Below are 19777 nucleotides of genomic sequence, written 5' to 3' on the forward strand. Positions count from 1 at the left end.
GGAGGCTCCGCGCGGACGCCTCTTGCCACCCACCACCACCAAGGCTCAAATCAACCCAGGACTCTCGTTATGGCTGGATGAGAAACGGGGGTCACGTCAATGGTGAAGGTCGGTCTTTCCACGGCCGCCGCCCCGACCTACTTCGAAGCCCTGCCCAATAACGGCTACGTCATGGTCGACGGCGGTCTGTGGACGAACAACCCCGTAATGAATGCGCTGCTAGACGTGCTGGCGTTCTTCTAACTCGATCGCACCCAGGTTCGCATTCTCTCCCTCGGCTGCGGAGAGACATCCTTCAAGGTAGACGAAGCCAAAGCGAAAGGCGGCATGTTTCAGTGGAGGGGCGTGATCCCGGCGGCGATGCGAGCGCAGTCTTTGAACGCCCTGGGGCAGGCAGCCCTGCTCATCGGTCGGGATAGCACGTCTAGATGCACCGGAGAGCCCGCCCCCCATCGCGCTCGATGACTGGACCCGCGTGAGGGACGAACTGCCTTCAATGGCGAGATCTCTGGTCGAAGGCGCCGGGCGAGAGATTGAGCGGGACTTTCTGCCGGAACCAGCGGAGCGCTACGTTCCTTGTCGATGAGAATGATCGGCGAATGGAGACAGATTTACCGCAAGGGCTTCGTTGAGTTCAGGAATTGAACCACCGCCTCAGGCAACGGACGCTTGATCCCGTTTCGGATGCGATACGTCCTGAGCAACTGATCGAGGCGCGCTTGCGCGGCCCCAACGCTCACGTTGAAGCGCTCAGCTAATTCGATGCTCGTCGTATCCGTAGACATGTTGGCCAGAGCGTACGGCATGAGGAACGCGCCGGCGAATTTGTCCGCTTGGAACTCATCAACCCGGACGTTGGAGACCATCTCGTCTTTTCGATGAGCGAGAGGGCCACGAAGGCGCTTCCGAGAATGCCCGAGTGCCGCGTGCCCCAGTTCATGCGCCACCGTGAAGCGAGAACGGGGTACCCCGAGGTTTGCCGAACGGAACACCACTTCGCGCACGGCGAGGATGCCGGTTTCTGGATCGAATGAAGCTTCTTCCTCGAGATCAGGGACCCTCAGATATCCTTTGATGAGGCACTGACGCTTCGCCTTGAAGATGCAGGTGATGAGGTCTGGATTCTCCTGAGTCTCGATGCCGAGCGCTTTGCGCAATCCAAGCGCGCGCTTGTCGATCTCATCATCAGACAGAAACGCCACGGCGATGCTCCTCAATCGAAGCTAGACCCTGGCGATTGGACCCGCCAGGGAAGGTTGGCCCCGTTTACCTCGGGCCTCAGTACGCCGGAACACTAACCACAACGCTTAGATGCAGACCTGTGAGGACACCCTGCCCTCACAGGCTTCCTTTCCTTACCTCGGCGGCTGCGCCAACTTTTGGCTGCCATTGCGCCAAACTAAAGCGCAAAACGCTCAACCTTCGGGTGGCACGACAACAAGCGCCGCGAAAGTGGCGTTGTCACCCGGTCGTGAAACCGCAGATGGCACACTTCACGCAACCTTCGCTTCGGACCAAGCTCTCCCCCTCGAAAGGGGGTGAGCGAACTTCGTGCGACGTTTGAGCGAACTTTTGCGCCGTTGAGCGAGATTCAGTGACGCGTCAAGGTGGCCGACCGCCCCTCAGCTACAACCTGTGGTGGCGCCGCAGGTGTCGCACTTCAGGCAGGTGCCGTTGCGCACCAGCGTGAAATTCATGCACTCCGGACATGCCTCGCCCTCATAGCCCTTTGCTCGCGCTTCCGCGCGCGCTTCCGCCTTGCGGGCGGTTGGGCTCCACGAGAGCGTGGTTTCAAAGCCGATCTCGATCGTGGACGCCTCCTCCTGGGTCACGGTCTCGGGGGCCTTCAGCTCCGCCACGTCCGACTTCAGCGCCATGGCGCCTTCGGTGCGGGCCCTCAGCACCGTCACGTTGTCGCCGGTGGCACCACGCGGCTCGCCGCCGGTCACCGGCGCCGGTGCGGTCGCGAGCAGATTGACCGTCTTGCCGCGCACCAGCCCCTTGGAGACGATGCGCGCCGCGGAACTGGCGGGAGCCTTGCCTTCATCCGCCCCCTTGCCGAGGGCATCGAAGCCGGTGTCATGGGGATCCACATGACCAAGGTCGTTGCGGCCGAGGTACGACACCGCCAGCTCGCGGAACACATAATCCAGCATCGAGGTGGCGTACTTGATGGTGTCGTTGCCCTGCACCGGGCCGGCCGGCTCGAACCGGGTGAAGGTGAAGGCGTCCACATATTCGTCGAGCGGCACGCCGTATTGCAGGCCAAGCGAGATGGCAATGGCGAAGTTGTTCAACAGCGAGCGAAGGGCCGCGCCCTCCTTGTGCATGTCGATGAAGATCTCGCCCAGGCGGCCATCGTCATACTCGCCGGTGCGCAGATAGACCTTGTGGCCGCCCACCAGCGCCTTCTGGGTGTAGCCCTTGCGGCGGTCGGGCATCTTCTCGCGCTCGCGCACCCGATGCTCGACGATGCGCTCCACCACCCGTTCCACGATCTTCTCGGTAACGGCGGCGGCCCGCGCCGCATTCGGCTGGGCAAGCACGGCTTCCACCGCGTCGTCCTCGTCCTCGTCGTCCGCCACCAGTTGGGCGTTGAGCGGCTGGGAGAGCTTTGAGCCGTCGCGATAAAGCGCGTTGGCCTTCAGCGCCAGCCGCCAGGAGAGCAGGTAGGCCGCCTTGCAATCCTCCACGCTCGCATCATTGGGCATGTTGATGGTCTTGGAGATGGCGCCGGAAATGAAGGGCTGAGCCGCCGCCATCATGCGGATGTGGCTTTCCACCGACAGATAGCGCGTGCCGAGCCGGCCGCAGGGGGAAGCGCAGTCGAACACCGCCAGGTGCTGGGCCTTCAGGTGAGGCGCGCCCTCCAGGGTCATGGCGCCGCACACATGGACGTTGGCCACGTCGATGTCCGCCTTGGAGAAGCCCAGGAAGGCGAGCAGGTCGAACTTCGGATCGGCAAGCTGCGCGGCCGGCACCTTCAGCGTCTCCTTCAGGAATTCCTCCCCGAAGGTCCAGCGGTTGAAGGCGAACTTGATGTCGAACGCGGTCTTCACCGCCGCCTCGGCCTTTTGAATGGCCGCGTCGGTGAAGCCCTTGGTGCGCAGGGTCGAGTGATTGATGGCGGGCGCCTGGGCAAGCGAGCCGTGGCCCACCGCATAGGCCTCGATCTCGGCGATTTCCGCCTCGCCATAGCCGAGCGCGCGCAGCGCCTCCGGCACCGCGCGGTTGATGATCTTGAAATAGCCGCCGCCAGCCAGCTTCTTGAACTTCACCAGGGCGAAGTCGGGCTCGATGCCGGTGGTGTCGCAATCCATCACCAGGCCGATGGTGCCGGTGGGCGCGATGACCGAGACCTGGGCATTGCGGAAGCCGTGGCGCTCGCCCAGCTCCAACGCCTTGTCCCAGGCCGCGGCGGCGTGCACCACGAGGCGCGCATCGGGACATGAGGCGCGATCGAGCGGAACGGGGGAAACGGCGAGGCCTTCATACCCCTCTGCCTCGCCATAAGCGGCGCGGCGATGGTTGCGGATCACCCGCAGCATGGCATCCGCATTGGCACCGTGGGCAGGGAATGGACCAAGTTCGCGCGCCATCTCGGCGGAGGTGGCATAGCACACGCCGGTCATGATGGCGGTGAGCGCGCCGCAGATGGCCCGGCCCTCGGCCGAATCGTACGGGATGCCGCTCGACATGAGCAGGCCGCCAATATTGGCGTAGCCGAGGCCCAAGGTGCGGTATTCGTAGGACAATTCGGCGATCCGGCGCGACGGGAACTGCGCCATCAGCACCGAAATTTCGAGTACGATGGTCCAAAGGCGCGCCGCATGCTCGTAGCTCGCCACGTCGAACTGCTTCGCGGCGTCGCGGAACTGGAGCAGGTTCAGCGAGGCGAGATTGCACGCCGTATCGTCCAGGAACATGTATTCCGAGCACGGATTGGAGGCGCGGATGTCGCCGCCCGCCGGGCAGGTGTGCCAATCGTTGATGGTGGTGTGGAACTGGATGCCGGGATCGGCGCAGTGCCAAGCCGCCGCGCCGATCTTCTCCCACAGCTCGCGGGCCTTGATGGTCTTGGCCACCTTGCCGTCGGTGCGGCGGATGAGATTCCAGTCGGCATCGGTCTCGACCGCGCGCAGGAACCCATCGGTGACGCGCACGGAATTGTTGGAGTTCTGGCCGGCGACCGTCAGATAGGCCTCGCCGTCCCAGTCCGTGTCGTAGATGGCGACGTCGATGTCCTTGTAGCCCTGGCGGCCAAACTGGATCACCCGGCGGATGGCGGCGTCGGCGATGGCGGCCTTGCGGGCGGCCTTGATTTCGCGCTTCAGGGCCGGGTTCTTCTCCGGGTCGAAGCAGGAATCCCCCTGGCCCTCGCAATTCACGCAGGCCTTCAGGATCGCCTTCAGGTGCTTGGCGTTGAGCTTGGAGCCGGTGACGAGAGCCGCCACCTTCTGCTCCTCGATCACCTTCCAATCCACATAGTTCTCGATGTCCGGATGGTCGGCGTCCACCACCACCATCTTGGCGGCGCGGCGGGTGGTGCCGCCGGACTTGATGGCGCCCGCCGCGCGGTCACCGATCTTCAGGAAGCTCATGAGGCCGGAGGACCGTCCGCCGCCGGACAGGCGCTCGCCCTCGCCGCGGAGCGAGGAAAAATTGGTGCCGGTGCCGGAGCCGTACTTGAACAGGCGCGCCTCGCGCACCCACAGGTCCATGATGCCGCCCTCGTTCACCAGATCGTCGCCCACCGACTGGATGAAGCAGGCATGGGGCTGCGGATGCTCGTAAGCGGAGGTGGAGGCCTTCGCCTCGCCGGTCTCGTGGTCCACATAGAAGTGGCCCTGGCCCGGCCCGTCGATGCCGTAGGCCCAGTTGAGGCCGGTGTTGAACCACTGGGGCGAGTTGGGCGCCGCCATCTGCATGGCCAGCATGTAGCGCAGCTCATCGAAGAAGGCCTGGGCGTCGGCCTCGGTATCAAAGTAGCGCCCCTTCCAGCCCCAATAGGTCCAAGTGCCGGCCAGGCGGTCGAACACCTGGCGGGCGGAGGTCTCGCCGACGATGCGTTCCTTTTCGGGCAGCGCCGCGAGCGCGGCTTCGTCGGGTACCGAGCGCCACAGGAAGGCGGGAACGGTATTCTCCTCCACCTTCTTCAGGCGCGCCGGAACTCCCGCCTTGCGGAAGTATTTCTGAGCGAGGATGTCGCTCGCGACCTGGGAGAATTGCGTGGGAACCTCGATCCCCTCCTGACGGAACACAACCGATCCGTCCGGATTGCGGATCTCGCTCACGGTCGCGCGGAACGGGATGTCCGCGTAAGGGGAACGGCCCTCCTGCGTGTAGCGACGTTCAACGCGCATGACCGGTGCTCCTTCCGATCGGCCCCACCAGGGCCGTACATTATACCAGCTAAATGTAGCAGGCGTGACTCAGCCGGGGGCCCAACGCTCGCACGCCGGCCCGCACCATCTGCTGCATGTTCGAGAAACGCGCGAAACCTGCCCTCCGATCCCATGATCGAAAGGTACGTCCGCCGCTCAGGGGACGGACGCTAGGCGAGTCCCCGCCTCGCGTCAAACCCCGCCCGACCTCGATCTGGTGTGCTTCGCCGCCTCACCTCTACTAAATATAGTACGTCACCGACCCTTAACAAAGTCCTAAGATGCCAGTGCTGGCGCGGGTTTCGCCCCCTTGGCGGGAGCTGGAGGGCCGCTGCGGATCTGAACCCGCGTCGTCACCGTCATCCACAGGTCACACAGGACATGGCCCCCTCGGCGCGGTGGCGAACGGCCTCCTGACCACTACATATGGGGGCGACCAGGAGCACACGCGCCTTCCCGGTCGCGGGGGGCTCTCCAGGCATGCGCCAAGGGTCGGGGCATGCGACAGCGCACATCCCCACCGGGCGCGGCATCCGCCACGGACGGCGGAACGCCCGTGGCGCCCGACGGCTCTCACAATGCTGGGTCACAGGTGTCGAAGGAACACGCTCTCGCGGTCCACGGATCACATGCCGCCCAACACCGCGCCGGGCGGAGCCGCGCGGGATGAACGGGATCAGGCGGTGGCGAGGCTGACCGGAAAGGGCTCCGACGCCGCCGGCGCGACCGCCGCCCCGTCGAGCACCGGCGTGGTGAACACATGGGCGCGCATGGCCTCGCCCGCTTCCGCCCGGTCTCCGCGCTGGATGGCAGTGAGCACCCGGTCGTGCTCGGCATAGGACTGGGCCAGACGCTCCAATCCCCGATACTTATCCTTCAGGAAGGGCCTCAGCTTGATGCGGGTGCCGACCGCCAGCTCGGCCAGATAGTCATTGTGGCAGCCCGCGTTGACCGCCGCATGGAAACGCTCGTCCAAAAGACCGCATTGGGTCTCCTCGCCGGCATGGATGGCGATCGCAAGCTCGGCATGCAGCCGCTCCAGCCCGGCCCGCTCCGCTGCCGTCATGTGCACCGCCGCTTGGACCGCGCACATGCATTCAAGCTCGGCCATCACCTCGAACATGCCTCGCAACCGCTCCATGGAGGGGCGGGCCACCAAAGCGCTGCGATGCGGGCGGGCTTCCACCAGTCCGGACGCGGCGAGGTCGCGGATGGCCTCGCGGACCGGCGTGCGGGAGACGCCATAGCGCTTGGCGATCTCGACCTCCTCCAGCGCCGTGCCCGGCGCCAGACGTCCGCTCGTGATCTCGTCGGCAATCTGCAGCCGGAGTTCTTCCGTGCGGGTTACGGCACGCACGGCGCTGGACCGGCGACGGGCTCGAACCCGGCCGGACGCGGCATCATTTTCAATGTCGACGGCGTTCCACATGGTGGCGCGAGGCTAATGCAAATGGCACCCCCGCCGGAATCCGGGATAGTCCGTATGCCGGCGATCTGCCGCACCCTCACGCGTGGGGAGGCGGCGGCGCCGGGAGTTCCCCCGCCGGCCCTGCCGCCGCCCGCCCGGCGCGATCGAGGGCCAGGAGCCGGCGATAGCGCAGCGTCGAAATGGGTAGCAAAGCCAGATAGATGATCGAGCACACGGACAGCACGATCCATGGATAGCTGGCGAGCAGCGCGAAATAGAGCGCCACCAGCACGAACAGCGGCAGCACCATGTCGCGCCGGATGCGCCGGCCGATGGTCTTGCCCGACCAGGCCGGCACCGTGGAGATCATGAGAAACCCGATGGCGAGGCAATACAGGAGCGCGATCGGCGCGGACACCCCGCCATGGGGCACCCCGATCAGCTCCAGATAGACCGGCAACAGCACGGTGATGGCCCCCGCCGGCGCGGGGATGCCGGTGAAGAAGTCCGCCGCGAACGCGGGCTTGTCGGGATCGTCCAGCATCACGTTGAAGCGCGCGAGGCGCAGCGCCGCGCAGATGGCGTAGATGAGCGCGGCGATCCAGCCGAAGGAACCGGCCTCGTTGAGGCCCCAGAAATAGAGAATCAGCGCCGGCACGCAGCCGAAATTCACGAAGTCCGCGAGGCTGTCCAGCTCGGCGCCAAAGCGCGAGGTGCCCTTGAGCGCGCGGGCGAGGCGCCCGTCGATGCCGTCGAGCAGGGCCGCGAACACGATGGCGGCGAGCGCCAGCTCGATACGCGATTCGATGGCGAGCCGCACCGCCGTGAGGCCCGAACACAGGGCGAGCAGCGTGACCAGATTGGGGATGAGCACCCGCACCGGCACCTTGCCGATGCGGCCGAAGCGCGGCCGGAAGCGGCGTTCCGGATCGAACGGGGCGAAGGGCTCGGCCATCAGCTCACCCGATAGGCGGTCTCGCGCGGCGCGGCGCCGGCAAGATCGCAGATGACGGTTTCACCGGCGGTGGCGAGCTGGCCTTCCGCCACCTGCACCCTGGTGCCGCGCGGCAGGTAGATATCCACCCGCGAGCCGAAGCGGATGAGGCCGAAGCGATCCCCGGCGCCGATCTCCTCCCCCTCGCGCACGAAGCAGACGATGCGCCGAGCCACGAGGCCGGCGATCTGCACCACGCCCACCTGAATGGTGTCGCCGAGCCCGGTGGCGGCGGTGAGGACAAGGCCGTTGCGCTCGTTGTCCTCGCTCGCCTTGTCAAGGTCGGCATTGAGGAAGATGCCCGGCTTGTAGGCCACCCGGATGATGCGGCCCGTGATCGGCGCGCGGTTCACGTGCACGTTGAACACGTTCATGAAAATGGACACGCGCAGCAGCGGCTCGTCCGACAGGTCCAGCTCGCGGGGGGGCTTGGCGAGGCCGACGAAGGACACCTGCCCGTCCGCCGGCGCGACGATGAGCCCCTCGCGCACTGGTGTCACCCGCGGCGGATCGCGGAAGAACAAGGCGGTCCAGATGGCGAGCGCGACGCCGATCATGCCCAGAAAGGTGTTCACCGACAGCAGCAGCAGGGCGATCACCACCGCGATGGCGATGAAGGGGTAGCCCTCGCGGTGGATGGGCACCAGCGACTTGCGAAGGGTGGCGACGAGGGACAATGGGGCCTCCGAAGGACACCGCGCCAGGTGCAGGCACGCCACGCAGAGGTAGAGAGCGCGAGGCCTCCCGTCAAATGGGGGATGTGGAGCGCTCCGCGCGGGGCCCCTCTCCTCGGCCCGCAAGGGGGGCAGCGTGGCGCGCGGGTCGCTTGTGCCGCAACAGCGCTCAGGGCCGGAACAGGACACCACCCGTCAACGGGTACGGCACTCCGGTAGTGGTGGGAAAGGTGAGCGGCAGGCCCCGCGCCGCCCGTGCCGCCAGAAAGCCGAAGGCATGGGCCTCCAGCGCATCGCCCGACCAGCCCACCGCCGCGGCGGTCACCACCTCCACCCCGAGCCGGGCTTCGAGCATGGCCAGGAGTGTCGGATTGCGCGCGCCGCCGCCGGCCACGATCCAGCGCCGGGGCGGAACCGGAAGATGGGCCACCACCGCCGCGATGCTCGCCGCCGTCACGGCCGTGAGGGTCGCCGCACCATCCTCCAGGCGCACGCCCGACAGGTCGAGCCGCGCCGCCACATGCGTCCGAAACGCGTTGCGATCGAGGGACTTGGGCGGCTTCTGGCGGAAGAAGGGGTGCTCCAGCACCGCCGCCACCGCGGATTCGTCCACCGTGCCACGCGCGGCGGCGGCGCCGTCGGCATCGAAGGGCCGCCCGGTGCGGGTCATCATGAAATCGTCAAGGAGGGCGTTGCCCGGCCCGGTGTCGCAGGCGATCGGCGCCATCGCGCCATCGACCATTGCCCCGCCGATCACGGTCACGTTGGAGACCCCGCCCACATTCAGCACCGCCAGCGGGCGCGGCCCTCCGAGACCGGCGGCGAGGGCGGCATGGAACACCGGCACCAGCGGCGCCCCCTCCCCGCCCGCCGCCACGTCCGCGGCGCGGAAATCGGCCACTACCGGCACGCCGAGGGCGCTGGCCAGCCGCGCCCCCTCCCCGATCTGCACGGTCAGGCGGGCGTCGGGGCGGTGCAGCACCGTCTGGCCGTGGAAGCCGATGAGGTCGATGTCCGAGGCCTCAAGACGCAGCGGCACCAGCAGCGCGCGGACCGCCTCGGCATGGAGATCGGTGATGCGCCGTTCCGCCTGCGCCAGCACGCCGGGCCGGTCGGTGCGGGCATTGACACCGCGCGCATCCGCCATGGCCTGCTCCAGCAGGGCGCGGGTGGATGCGTCATAAGGAATGGTGAGCTCGGGTCCGAGCCACCACACGGCTTCGCCATCGGTGTCGATGAGGGCGGCATCGATGCCGTCCATGGACGTTCCGCTCATGAGGCCGACGACGCGCATCCGCTTGTTCTCCCACCCCGATCCCAATCGCGCGCGGGGCATCGCCCGATCGGCGCCCTCCCCCCATGCAATCTGGCGCCGGACCTGATACACCACCTCTCCTCCCCCGTCCGCAACGCACGAACCGACAGATCGCGATGACCACCTTCCGTTCCGATTTCCTGCGCACGCTCCACGCGCGCGGCTACATCCACCAGTGCTCGGACCTGGAGCGCCTCGACGCCAAGGCCGCGGAAGGACCCATCACCGCCTATATCGGCTTCGACGCCACCGCTTCGAGCCTCCACGCGGGCCACCTGCTCTCCATCATGATGCTGCGCACACTGCAGCGCACCGGGCACAAGCCGATCGCGCTCATGGGCGGCGGCACCACCAAGATCGGCGACCCGTCCGGCAAGGACGAGGCACGCCGGATGCTCACCGATGCGCAGATCGATGCCAACATCACCTCCATCCGCAAGGTGTTCGCCCGCTTCCTCGATTTCGAGGGTGGCGCGATCCTGGCCAACAATGCGGAGTGGCTGGACGAATTGAAGTACATCGCGCTGCTGCGCGAGGTGGGGCCGCATTTCACCATCAACCGCATGCTCACCTTCGATTCGGTGAAGCTGCGCCTGGAGCGCGAGCAGCCGCTCACCTTCCTCGAATTCAACTACATGATCCTGCAAGCCTACGACTTCGTGGAGCTCAACAAGCGCTACGGCTGCATCCTGCAGATGGGCGGCTCCGATCAGTGGGGCAACATCGTCAACGGCATGGAGCTGGGCCGGCGACTGAATGGCTCCGACCTGTTCGCCCTCACCACCCCGCTGCTCACCACCTCCTCCGGCGCCAAGATGGGCAAGACCGCCGGCGGCGCCGTGTGGCTCGATGCCGAGCTGCTCTCGCCTTATGAATACTGGCAATATTGGCGCAACGCCGGCGACGCCGACGTGGAACGCTTCCTGAAGCTGTTCACCGAGCTGCCGCTCGACGAGATCGCGCGCCTTGCCACCCTGAAGGACCAGGAGATCAATTTCGCAAAGGAGGTGCTCGCCACCGAGGCCACCGCCCTGCTGCACGGCCGCGCGGCCGCCGAAGACGCCAAGGCGACGGCGCGCACCACCTTCGAAGAGGGCGCGCTGGCCGTGAACCTGCCCACGGTGAAGGTGGAAACGGCGCAGCTTGCGGCCGGGCTCGGCGTCGCCAATGCGTTCGTGCTGGCGGGCCTTGTCGCCTCCACCAGCGAGGCGCGGCGCCAGATCAAGGGCGGCGGGCTCAAGGTGAACGATGCCGCCGTGACCGATGAGAAGGCCACCCTCACCCCGGCCGCCCTCACCGCCGAGGGCGTCATCAAGCTCTCCCTGGGCAAGAAGAAGCATGTGCTTCTGAAACCAGCGTAATCGCAGCCGCCAGCCTCCACCAGGGCCGGCGGTGATGCCGCAACGCAACAGTCGCGGCGCATAAGGTATTGTGGCGGAAGCGGAACGGGAACGAGGCATTGACGTGGCGACGCGTGCGCGCCTAGTTTGCCCGCGACGGTATTCCTCCCAGAGGAATGAAAAGGGAATGCGGTGCGGGCGCCTGGTGCGCCTCATGCCGCGGCTGCCCCCGCAACTGTAAGCGGCGAGCCCTTCGCCACAACGCCACTGGGCACTCGGGGCCTGGGAAGGCGGCGAAGGGCGACGACCCGTGAGCCAGGAGACCTGCCGTCGATCCGTGGTCACACGCGGGCTCATCGGGCGGGGTGTTCCGGTGGCGGGATGGTTTGCGGCGCTCGGCTTTCCGGCCATGCGGCGCAGGCTCCCTCGTTCGCGGTGACGTGCCACAGGCGTCCCGCCCGAGGTCCGAATGTCCGCCGTCCCCTCTCCCGCTCTCGCCGCGGCCCGTGTCCTGCGGCGCGCCGCTCCATTTTCCTTTTCGGTCAGCTTGCTGGCCCTCCTCACCGCGACCCCCGCGCTCGCTCAATCGGCCGTCACCACTGCGGCCGGCGACGCCCAGGCCGATACCACGGCCGACAGCAGCCAGTTCGCGCTGCCCGACGTGGTGGTGAGCGCCACCACCATTCCCACCCCGGCCAGCGAGGTGGCGAGCTCCGTCACCGTCATCACCGGCCAGGAGATCGAGGAGACCCAGCGGCGCGACGTGCCGGACGTGCTGGAATCGGTGCCCGGCCTCAATGTGGTGCAGACCGGCGGCCCCGGTGGCGCCACCTCGGTCTTCATGCGCGGCACCAATTCCAACCACACCAAGATCCTGCTCGACGGCGTCGACCTCGGCGACCCGTCAAGTTCCAATGGCGCCTTCGACCTCAGCGCCCTCTACACCAACGACTTCGCCCGCATGGAAGTGCTGCGCGGTCCGCAGAGCGGCCTTTACGGCTCCGACGCCATCGGCGGCGTCATCTCCATGACCACCGCGCGCGGTTCGGGCCCGGCCAAGGCCAGCGGCTATCTGGAAGCCGGATCGCTCGGCACCTTCAACCAGGTGGCCAGCCTGTCCGGCGGCTATAACAACATCGGCTATGCGCTCAATGTCGGGCACTTCGCCTCGACCTCCGTCCCCGTCACGCCGTCCGACATCCTGCCGCCGGGCGAGCAGGCGAACGACAATGCCAGCGACAACTGGACCTATTCCGGCCGCCTGGACGCGGACGTCAGCGACACCTTTTCGGTGAACCTTGTCGCCCGCTACATCGAGACCCGGCTCGCCTACACCTCCGACCTCTACAATTACGCGACCTATACCGGCTATCCGGCCCCGTTGCAGGATACGGCCTACGGCAAGTTCTTTATCGGCAAGGCGGAAGGCCAGTGGTCCGCGCTCGACGACAAGCTGGTGAGCACGTTCGGCATTGCCGCCACCGACTACACCCGCGACAACGCCAGCCCCTATCCCGACAATGTCAGCGCCTATGACGGCGACCGCCAGACCTATTACTTGCGGTCGAACTACACCTTCCTGCCGGGACAGAGCCTGCTCTTTGGCCTGGAGCGCTACAATGAGAGCATGACCAGCGAAAGCGCATGGTCCTCCATGGACGCGAGCACCGGCGACACGGCCGGCTATCTCCAGCTCCAGAGTTCCTTCTTCGAGCGTCTCTTCGTGGCCGCCAATGTGCGCTACGACAGCAACGACAATTTCGGCGACCACACCACCTGGCGCATCGCACCCGCCCTGCTGTTCCCGGAAACCGGCACCAAGCTGAAGGTGACCTACGGCACCGCCTTCAAGGCACCGACCCTTTATGAACTTTACGCGCCCACTTATGGCAATCCCGACCTGGAGCCGGAGGAAAGCACCGGTTGGGATGCCGGTTTCGAACAGGCCCTGTGGAAGGATCGCGTGAGCTTCGGCGCCACCTACTTCCACAACGACATCACAAACCTGATCGTGACCACCTACAACTCGGCCACCTATACTTATAGTTACGAAAACCTCTCCAGCGCCACCAGCCAAGGCGTGGAAGCCTTCCTCGCGCTCAAGGTCACGGAACGCCTCGCGGTACGCACCGACTATACCTATACGAGCACCATCGGCCATTTTCCCGCTGGCGCCTCGTTCGGCGTGAGCTGCGAGCCGCGCACCGCGACATCCTGCTATCCCCTGCGCCGGCCCAGCAACAAGGTGTCGGTGGCGCTCAACTGGCAGCCGGTGGACCCGCTCACCCTCACCGCCACCCTCGTCTACCTGTCCGACTGGTGGGACGTGGACCGCACCACCTATGCCGTGGTGCGCCAGCCCGGCTATACCCTCTTCAACGTGGCGGCGAACTACACCGTCAATCCCAACGTCACCGTGTTCGGGCGCATCGACAATCTGTTCGATGAGACCTACGAAAATCCAAACGGTTGGCTCGCGCCCGGCATGTCCGCCTATGCCGGTCTCAAGCTGACCTATTGAGAAAGCCGCCCCCTTGACGCACGCCCGCCCCCCCGCACCGCGCGCCACCGGCACCGCCGGCCGGGGGGGCGTGCGGCGCCGGATCGCCCTGGCGCTCGGCATCGTGATCCTGTCCTCGTCCGCCATGGCCGACGAACCGCCGGCGCCGCCCCGCCGCATCGTCTCACTCAACCTGTGCGCCGATGAGCTGGTGCTGCGCCTCGCCCCAAAGGGCAGCGTCCTGTCCGTCACCAGCCTCGCGACGGACCCGGTAAGTTCCACCGTGACCGACCTCGCCGCCGGCATTCCGGTCAACCGGGGGCTGGCGGAAGAGGTGGTGCCGCTGGGACCAGACCTCGTCATCGCCGGGGCCTTCACCACCCGCAGCACGGTGGCGCTGCTGCGGCGCTTCGGCATTCCGGTGATGGAGCTGTCCAGTCCGGCCAACCTGGAAGAGGGCTACCGGCAGATCCGCGCCGTGGCCGCACGCCTGGGCGCGCCGGAAAAGGGCGAGGCCATGGTGCGCGAGATCGAGGATGCCATCGCCGCGGCCCCGCCGCCGCCCCATCCCGCTCCGCGCGCGGTGGTGCTGCGCCCCAACGGCTTCACCGCCGGCCGCGCCAGCCTAGCCGACGACCTCATGCGCCGGGCCGGTCTCGACAATGTGGCCGCCCGCCTCTCGCCGGACAAGCTCGGCCAGCTTTCCCTGGAAGAGATCGTCACCGCCCGCCCCGAGGTGCTGGTGGTGGATGACGAGCCCGATGCCCCGCCCTCCCTCGCCCGCGAGATGATGCAGCATCCCGCGATCAAGGACGCCATGGCCGGCGGGCGCACGGCAAGCGTGCCGACCCGGCTGTGGGCGTGCGTCGGGCCCCGGCTCGGCGAGGCTTTCTCCCGCCTGTCGCGGGCCGCCCACGCCGGCCCCGGCGCGATCGCCGCCGCGCCGGCCCCGACGCGAACCCCATGATGGGCGGTGGCGCGGCCGATCACGGCGGAACCGGCCCCGCCCGCCTTCGCCATCTGTCGCAGCCGGTCCTCCTGGGCCTGCTCGGGGCCCTCACCCTGGCCCTGTTCGCCCTCTCGCTCGCCATCGGCTACGCGCCCATCGACTGGGGCGCGGCCCTGCACGACATCCTGTCGGGCCGGCACGGGCTCGATGCCCTGGTATTGGTGGAGCTGCGGCTGCCGCGTGCCCTGCTGGGGGTGCTGGTGGGGTTCAGCCTGGGCCTGACCGGCGCCGCCTTGCAGGGGCTCATGCGCAACCCGCTGGCCGATCCCGGCGTGGTCGGCGTTTCGGGGGCGGCGGCGCTGGGCGCCGTCACCGCCTTCTATTTCGGCGCGGCGGCGCTGTTCTCGCTGGCCCTGCCGCTGGGCGGGCTGGCCGGGGCGGCGCTCGCCACGGCGGTGCTGCTGGGCCTCGCCCGCAGGGGCGCTTCCACCACCGCCCTCATCCTCGCCGGCGTCGCCCTCAACAGCTTCGCCGGCGCGCTGACCGCGCTGGCGCTCAACCTCTCGCCGAGCCCCTATGCCACGCTCGAAATCGTGTTCTGGCTCATGGGCTCGCTGTCCGATCGCAGCCTGCAGCATGTGCTGCTCGCCCTGCCTTTCATCATGGTGGGCGCGGTGCTGGTGCTCTCCACAGCGCGCGGGCTCGATGCCCTGACCCTGGGCGAGGAAACCGCCGAAAGCCTCGGCTTCTCCCTGCCCCGGCTGCGCCTTGTCGCCATCGCCGGAACGGCGGCCATGATCGGGGCCTCGGTGGCAGTGTCGGGGGCCATCGGCTTCGTGGGGCTGGTGGTGCCGCATCTGCTGCGGCCCCTGGTGGGCCATCGGCCCGGCCGCCTGCTGCTGGCGAGCGCGCTCGCGGGGGCGGCCCTGACGCTCGGCGCCGACGTGCTGGTGCGCCTCATCCCCACCCGGCCCGAGCTGAAGCTCGGCGTGGTGACGGCGCTCATCGGCGCGCCCTTCTTCCTGGTGCTGCTGCGCCGGCTCGGCACCGAAACCGAATGAGGGCGGCGCCATGATGATCTCCGCCAGCGGCATTTCGGTTGAGCGCGGCGCCCGCACCGTGCTCCACGGCGTGGACATCACCGCCCGCCCCGGCGAGCTCCTGGGCCTGCTCGGCCCCAATGGCGCGGGCAAGACCACCCTGCTGCGCGTGCTCGCCCACTTGCAGGAGACCACCGCCGGGACCGTCCTCTATGACGGGATGCCCGCCGCCGGGATCGGGCGCCGCGCCCTCGGTCGCAGCCTGGCCTATCTGGCCCAAAGCGGGCGCATCCACTGGCCCATGCAGGTCGAGCATGTGGTCGCCCTTGGCCGCCTGCCCCACGGCACCAGCCCGGCCGAGGACGCCGCCGCGGTCGCCCGCGCCATGGCGGCGGCGGATATCGCCGCCTTCGCCGGGCGGCCCGCCGGCAGCCTGTCCGGCGGCGAGAAGATGCGGGTGCTGCTGGCGCGGGCGCTGGCGGTGGAAGGCCGCGCCCTGCTCGCCGACGAGCCGGTGGCGGCGCTCGATCCCTATCACCAGCTCCATGTGATGGAACTCATGCGCCGTCAGGCCCGCGCCGGCCTCACGGTGATCGTGGTGCTGCACGACCTGACGCTGGCGGCCCGCTTCTGCGACCGGGTGGCCCTGCTCAACGCCGGGCGCCTCATGGCGTCGGGGACCGTGGCGCAGGTGATGACCCCCGCGCGCCTGGAAGCAGCCTATGGCGTCCATGTGGAGAGCGGCGAACGCCACGGCGAGCGCTTTATCCTGCCCTGGACGCGCCGCGCCGCTCCGGACATCCCGCCCCGCGACTGAAGCCATTGCGCTGGCCCGCCCCATGCCGTCGGCGCCGGTTCCTCTCCGCGCCCACATGCGACCCGGAGCCGACGCTGCGCCCCGGACCTCAGGACGCACACCAGCGCAGGAAACGAAAAACGGTCCGCGAGGCGGCGCGCCATCCACCGTTGCAGCACACCGGCCACGGAACGTCGGCCGCGCAACTCATGCCGAAGGCCCGAGAGTTCGACTCACGGGCCTTCGGTCATATCCACAGGTGGCGCTTGGGCAACCCGGCGCGGCGCCGGCCAAGGACCGGCGCCGATAGGATCAATGGGCCATCAGCACCGGCACGGTCATGCTGGAGAGAATGTCACGGGTGACACCGCCCAGCACCATTTCCCGGAGCCGCGAATGGCTATAGCCGCCCATCACCACGAGATCGGCGCCCTGGTCGGACACTTCGTTGAGGATGGCGGCGGAGATGGAGTCCCCGCTCTTGACCGGGAGACGGCGGATCTGGGCGTCGAGATTGTGACGGGCCAGGTGCCGCGCCACGTCCTGGCCTTCCTCGTCGGCGGCATCGGCGCCATCGGAGACCACGCGGAACACTTCCACCACCTTGGTGCGGTGCAGGAGCGGCAGAGCCTCCGCAAGCGCGCGGGCCGAGGCGCGCCCGCCATCCCAGGCCACCACGGCACGCTCGGCGGAGAACGGCTTCTCCTGGATATAGGGAACGATCAGCACCCCCCGCCCGGATTCGAGCAGGACGGTCTCCGCCAGCACCTCCTCCGGCCCCGGCTTGTCGGGATCGGGCTGGGCCACCACCGTCAGGTCGAACAGGCGCGCCATGTGGGCGAAGCTGTTCGCCGCCACGCCGAGCGAGGCCGACAGGGTGCGGATCTGATGGGGCACGCCCGCGGACTTGGCGATGTCCTCCAGGCGGGCGGCGGCCTTTTCGGCGGAGGACTGGTTCTCGAGCACCTGGGCGTCGATGAAATCGGTGGGCAGGGCCCCCATGTAGAACGGCGGCACGTCGATCTCGTAGGCCACCGACAGACCGGTAAGATGGGCCCCGAACTCGACGGCGAGACTCGCCGCATATTCCGCGGCCGCGTCCCGCTCGACGCCCTGCGCCAGATTGACCAATATGTCGCGAATCATGACCGAAGGCCCTCGTTCAGCCGTTTAAGCGTCGCGACATTACCCTAAACTCGCCCAAAGTCTCGGGTCTTGATATAGCGCAAGCGCGGCGCCCCCAGGGGCCCGGCTGCCGCTTCCTTCCGGCAGCGCCGAGCCGTTCCGCCTGTGGTCCGTCAGTGGTCGGTCATGGGAGAGAAGCGGCGGCGCGGCTGCCTTCGGGGGGAAAGACAGCCGCGCCATTACGCGGTCTTGTTGGGGGGCGCGACCGCGCTGGCAAGAAAACGCCGGGTGGGAAGACAGGTTCCACCATCATGCGAAAAAATCCGTATCCATCCCCCGTCGCGGGAATTAGATCTCTTCATCCCGTTGCATCCGCCGACCCTGGCCGAGCCATGACCCCAGACCTCAGCATTGTCGTCCCCGTGTACAATGAAGCCGCGGGCCTTCCCGTCTTCCACGAGCGGCTGTGCCGCAACGCGCGAGCCGAGGCCGAGGCGCGCGGGCTGCGCGTGGAAGTCGTCTATGTGGACGACGGCAGCCGCGACGGCAGCGCGAACATCGCCGCCGCGCTCCCACCGCTCGGGCTCGACATCCAGGTGGTGGCGCTCTCGCGCAACTTCGGCAAGGAGGCGGCGCTCATGGCCGGGCTCGACCATGCCCGCGGCGACGCGCTCCTGTTCATGGACGGCGACGGCCAGCACCCGCCGGAGATGATCCCCACCTTCGTCCGCCTGTGGAAGGACGAGGGCTATGACGTGGCCTACGCCGTCAAGTCGAACCGCCTCGATGAGCCGCTGGCCCGCCGCAGCTTCGTGCGCGGCTTTTACTGGCTGCTCAATTTCGGCTCGTCCAGCACCATTCCGGAAGACGCGGCCGACTTCCGCATCCTCTCGCCCCGCGCCACCGCCGCCCTGCGCCGGATGCCCGAGCGCAATCGCTTCTTCAAGGGCCTGTCGAGCTGGATCGGCTTCCGCCAGATCGCGGTGCCCTACCAGCCGGACGCCCGCACCCACGGCACCACCTCGTTCAACTTCCTGCGCCTGCTGGGCTTGTCCATGGAGGCGCTCACCTCGTTTTCGCCGGCGCCGCTGCGGCTCGCCGCCCTGTGCGGCGCGGGGCTGGCCGGGCTGGCCCTGTTCTATGGCGCCTGGATCGTGCTGGAACGGCTCATCTGGGGCATTCCGCTGCCGGGCTATCCCTCGCTGGTGGTGGGCATCATGGTGATGGGCGGCGCCCAGCTTCTCGTCATGGGCCTGATGGGCGAGTACGTTGCCCGCATCCTCTCCGAGATCAAGGCGCGGCCGGTCTATTTCGTGGCCGATCATGTGCTCACGGCCCATGACGCGCAGACCGCGCCCGATGCGGCAACGCAAGCGGTCGCGCCCCCCTTGAAGGTCGCCGGAGCGCCGTCGTGAAGCACATCATCCTCTGCGCCGACGATTATGCCATCGCCCCCGGCGTCTCGACCGCCATCCGCCGGCTGATCGCCGGGCGGCGCATCAACGCCACCTCGGTGATGACGATCTTCCCCGGCCTGCCGGACGAGGCCCGGCAATTGAAAAGCGTGGTCGCGGACAAGGAGGTCAGCGTCGGCCTGCACATCACCCTGACCGGCGGCACCGCGCCGCTCACCCCCTGGATCGACGGCGCCAACCTGCCGCCCTTGGGCGAACTTGTGCTGAGGGCCTTCACCGGCCGCCTGGACGCGCGCGCCATCGCCGCCGAGATCGACGCCCAGTTCACCGCCTTCGCGGACGCCTTCGGCCGGCCGCCGGATCATGTGGACGGGCATCAGCATGTCCATGTGCTGCCCGGCATTCGAGGCGCGGTGCTGAAGGCGACACGCCGCCACGCCCCCGGTGCCTGGCTGCGCAATGTGAAGCCGGCGACGGCGGCCCTGATCGGCTTGGACCTGAAGGGGCGCCTCATCGGCGCTTTCGGCCACGGCTTCGCCCAAGATGCCGCGCGCATCGGCCTTGCCACCAACACCGGCTTCGCCGGGGCCTACGATTTCGGCGCCGACCATGATTTCGCGCCGCTGCTCACCCACTTCCTGAAAGGGGTGCCCGATGGCGCGGTGGTGATGGTCCATCCGGGCCATGTGGACGACCCGCTGACCGCGCGTGACCCCGTGACCCACCAGCGGGAGGTGGAATTCGAGGTGCTGCACGGCCCGCTGATGCCCGCGATTCTCGCCGAAACGGACGTTCGCCTGTTCTGAACATACGGGCCCGACCGGCCGCGTGTTCCAA

At 67.8% G+C, this 19777-nt stretch carries 15 protein-coding genes and 1 riboswitch; of the genes, 8 read left to right on the top strand and 7 right to left on the bottom strand.

Going from position 1 to position 19777, the window contains the following annotated elements:
* Positions 1 to 99: 99 nt before the first annotated feature.
* Positions 100 to 243, top strand: coding sequence for a hypothetical protein (locus tag HUW53_RS10265; protein WP_237345666.1), 144 nt, complete (start codon positions 100 to 102; stop codon positions 241 to 243).
* A gap of 368 nt (positions 244 to 611) precedes the next feature.
* Here HUW53_RS10265 and HUW53_RS10270 read toward each other — a convergent pair whose 3' ends face one another.
* The 6 genes from HUW53_RS10270 to HUW53_RS10295 form a co-directional block, all read right to left on the bottom strand.
* Entirely contained in the window at positions 612 to 1202 is a 591-nt protein-coding gene (locus tag HUW53_RS10270) for an ImmA/IrrE family metallo-endopeptidase (RefSeq protein ID WP_237345667.1), read from the bottom strand.
* 420 nt (positions 1203 to 1622) lie between these two features.
* Positions 1623 to 5363, bottom strand: a complete 3741-nt coding sequence (locus HUW53_RS10275; RefSeq protein ID WP_237345668.1) for a vitamin B12-dependent ribonucleotide reductase — start codon at positions 5361 to 5363, stop codon at positions 1623 to 1625.
* Between the two features lie 697 nt (positions 5364 to 6060).
* Entirely contained in the window at positions 6061 to 6813 is a 753-nt protein-coding gene (locus tag HUW53_RS10280; protein WP_272904192.1) for a GntR family transcriptional regulator, read from the bottom strand.
* Between the two features lie 76 nt (positions 6814 to 6889).
* Positions 6890 to 7747: a CDP-diacylglycerol--serine O-phosphatidyltransferase gene (gene pssA, locus HUW53_RS10285; protein ID WP_237345670.1), complete on the bottom strand. Its 858-nt coding sequence runs from the start codon at positions 7745 to 7747 to the stop codon at positions 6890 to 6892.
* Positions 7747 to 8463: a phosphatidylserine decarboxylase gene (locus HUW53_RS10290; protein WP_237345671.1), complete on the bottom strand. Its 717-nt coding sequence runs from the start codon at positions 8461 to 8463 to the stop codon at positions 7747 to 7749. Before HUW53_RS10290 ends, pssA begins: the two co-directional genes overlap by 1 nt.
* Before the next feature lie 166 nt (positions 8464 to 8629).
* Positions 8630 to 9754: an anhydro-N-acetylmuramic acid kinase gene (locus HUW53_RS10295; protein ID WP_237345672.1), complete on the bottom strand. Its 1125-nt coding sequence runs from the start codon at positions 9752 to 9754 to the stop codon at positions 8630 to 8632.
* Positions 9755 to 9891: 137 nt separating this feature from the next.
* Between HUW53_RS10295 and tyrS the strand changes: the two genes are divergently transcribed.
* From tyrS to HUW53_RS10320, 5 genes are all read left to right on the top strand, one after another.
* Positions 9892 to 11136 (top strand): tyrosine--tRNA ligase, encoded by a 1245-nt coding sequence (gene tyrS, locus HUW53_RS10300; RefSeq protein ID WP_237345673.1) that lies wholly within the window; start codon positions 9892 to 9894, stop codon positions 11134 to 11136.
* A gap of 119 nt (positions 11137 to 11255) precedes the next feature.
* A riboswitch (cobalamin riboswitch) is annotated at positions 11256 to 11461 on the top strand.
* Between the two features lie 123 nt (positions 11462 to 11584).
* A complete protein-coding gene (locus HUW53_RS10305) occupies positions 11585 to 13636 on the top strand; it encodes a TonB-dependent receptor plug domain-containing protein (RefSeq protein ID WP_237345674.1) in 2052 nt (683 codons plus the stop codon).
* Positions 13637 to 13649: 13 nt separating this feature from the next.
* The gene (locus HUW53_RS10310) at positions 13650 to 14582 is read left to right on the top strand and encodes an ABC transporter substrate-binding protein (protein WP_237345675.1); all 933 of its coding nucleotides are present in this window, start codon (positions 13650 to 13652) and stop codon (positions 14580 to 14582) included.
* Positions 14579 to 15625 (top strand): FecCD family ABC transporter permease, encoded by a 1047-nt coding sequence (locus tag HUW53_RS10315; RefSeq protein WP_370877830.1) that lies wholly within the window; start codon positions 14579 to 14581, stop codon positions 15623 to 15625. Before HUW53_RS10310 ends, HUW53_RS10315 begins: the two co-directional genes overlap by 4 nt.
* 10 nt (positions 15626 to 15635) lie before the next feature.
* Positions 15636 to 16421, top strand: coding sequence for an ABC transporter ATP-binding protein (locus HUW53_RS10320; protein ID WP_237345676.1), 786 nt, complete (start codon positions 15636 to 15638; stop codon positions 16419 to 16421).
* A gap of 291 nt (positions 16422 to 16712) precedes the next feature.
* Here the strand turns inward: HUW53_RS10320 and HUW53_RS10325 are convergent, their stop codons facing one another.
* Positions 16713 to 17546 carry a universal stress protein gene (locus HUW53_RS10325; protein WP_237345677.1) on the bottom strand — a complete coding sequence of 278 codons (834 nt, stop codon included), beginning with the start codon at positions 17544 to 17546 and terminating at the stop codon, positions 16713 to 16715.
* 371 nt (positions 17547 to 17917) lie between these two features.
* On the opposite strand from HUW53_RS10325, the gene HUW53_RS10330 reads away from it, so the two are divergent.
* Together HUW53_RS10330 and HUW53_RS10335 are read left to right on the top strand one after the other, a co-directional pair.
* Entirely contained in the window at positions 17918 to 18940 is a 1023-nt protein-coding gene (locus HUW53_RS10330) for a glycosyltransferase family 2 protein (protein WP_237345678.1), read from the top strand.
* A complete protein-coding gene (locus HUW53_RS10335) occupies positions 18937 to 19746 on the top strand; it encodes a ChbG/HpnK family deacetylase (RefSeq protein ID WP_237345679.1) in 810 nt (269 codons plus the stop codon). Before HUW53_RS10330 ends, HUW53_RS10335 begins: the two co-directional genes overlap by 4 nt.
* Positions 19747 to 19777 lie beyond the last annotated feature (31 nt).

The organism is Xanthobacter agilis (genome assembly GCF_021730435.1).
In the GTDB taxonomy this organism is placed as follows: domain Bacteria; phylum Pseudomonadota; class Alphaproteobacteria; order Rhizobiales; family Xanthobacteraceae; genus Xanthobacter; species Xanthobacter agilis.

Coding starts and splice junctions, on each gene's coding strand:
- HUW53_RS10265 (WP_237345666.1), top strand. CDS start 100: ATGGTGAAGGTCGGTCTTTCCACGGCCGCCGCCCCGACCTACTTCGAA.
- HUW53_RS10275 (WP_237345668.1), bottom strand. CDS start 5,363: ATGCGCGTTGAACGTCGCTACACGCAGGAGGGCCGTTCCCCTTACGCG.
- HUW53_RS10280 (WP_272904192.1), bottom strand. CDS start 6,813: ATGTGGAACGCCGTCGACATTGAAAATGATGCCGCGTCCGGCCGGGTT.
- pssA (WP_237345670.1), bottom strand. CDS start 7,747: ATGGCCGAGCCCTTCGCCCCGTTCGATCCGGAACGCCGCTTCCGGCCG.
- HUW53_RS10295 (WP_237345672.1), bottom strand. CDS start 9,754: ATGCGCGTCGTCGGCCTCATGAGCGGAACGTCCATGGACGGCATCGAT.
- tyrS (WP_237345673.1), top strand. CDS start 9,892: ATGACCACCTTCCGTTCCGATTTCCTGCGCACGCTCCACGCGCGCGGC.
- HUW53_RS10305 (WP_237345674.1), top strand. CDS start 11,585: ATGTCCGCCGTCCCCTCTCCCGCTCTCGCCGCGGCCCGTGTCCTGCGG.
- HUW53_RS10315 (WP_370877830.1), top strand. CDS start 14,579: ATGATGGGCGGTGGCGCGGCCGATCACGGCGGAACCGGCCCCGCCCGC.
- HUW53_RS10320 (WP_237345676.1), top strand. CDS start 15,636: ATGATGATCTCCGCCAGCGGCATTTCGGTTGAGCGCGGCGCCCGCACC.
- HUW53_RS10325 (WP_237345677.1), bottom strand. CDS start 17,546: ATGATTCGCGACATATTGGTCAATCTGGCGCAGGGCGTCGAGCGGGAC.
- HUW53_RS10330 (WP_237345678.1), top strand. CDS start 17,918: ATGACCCCAGACCTCAGCATTGTCGTCCCCGTGTACAATGAAGCCGCG.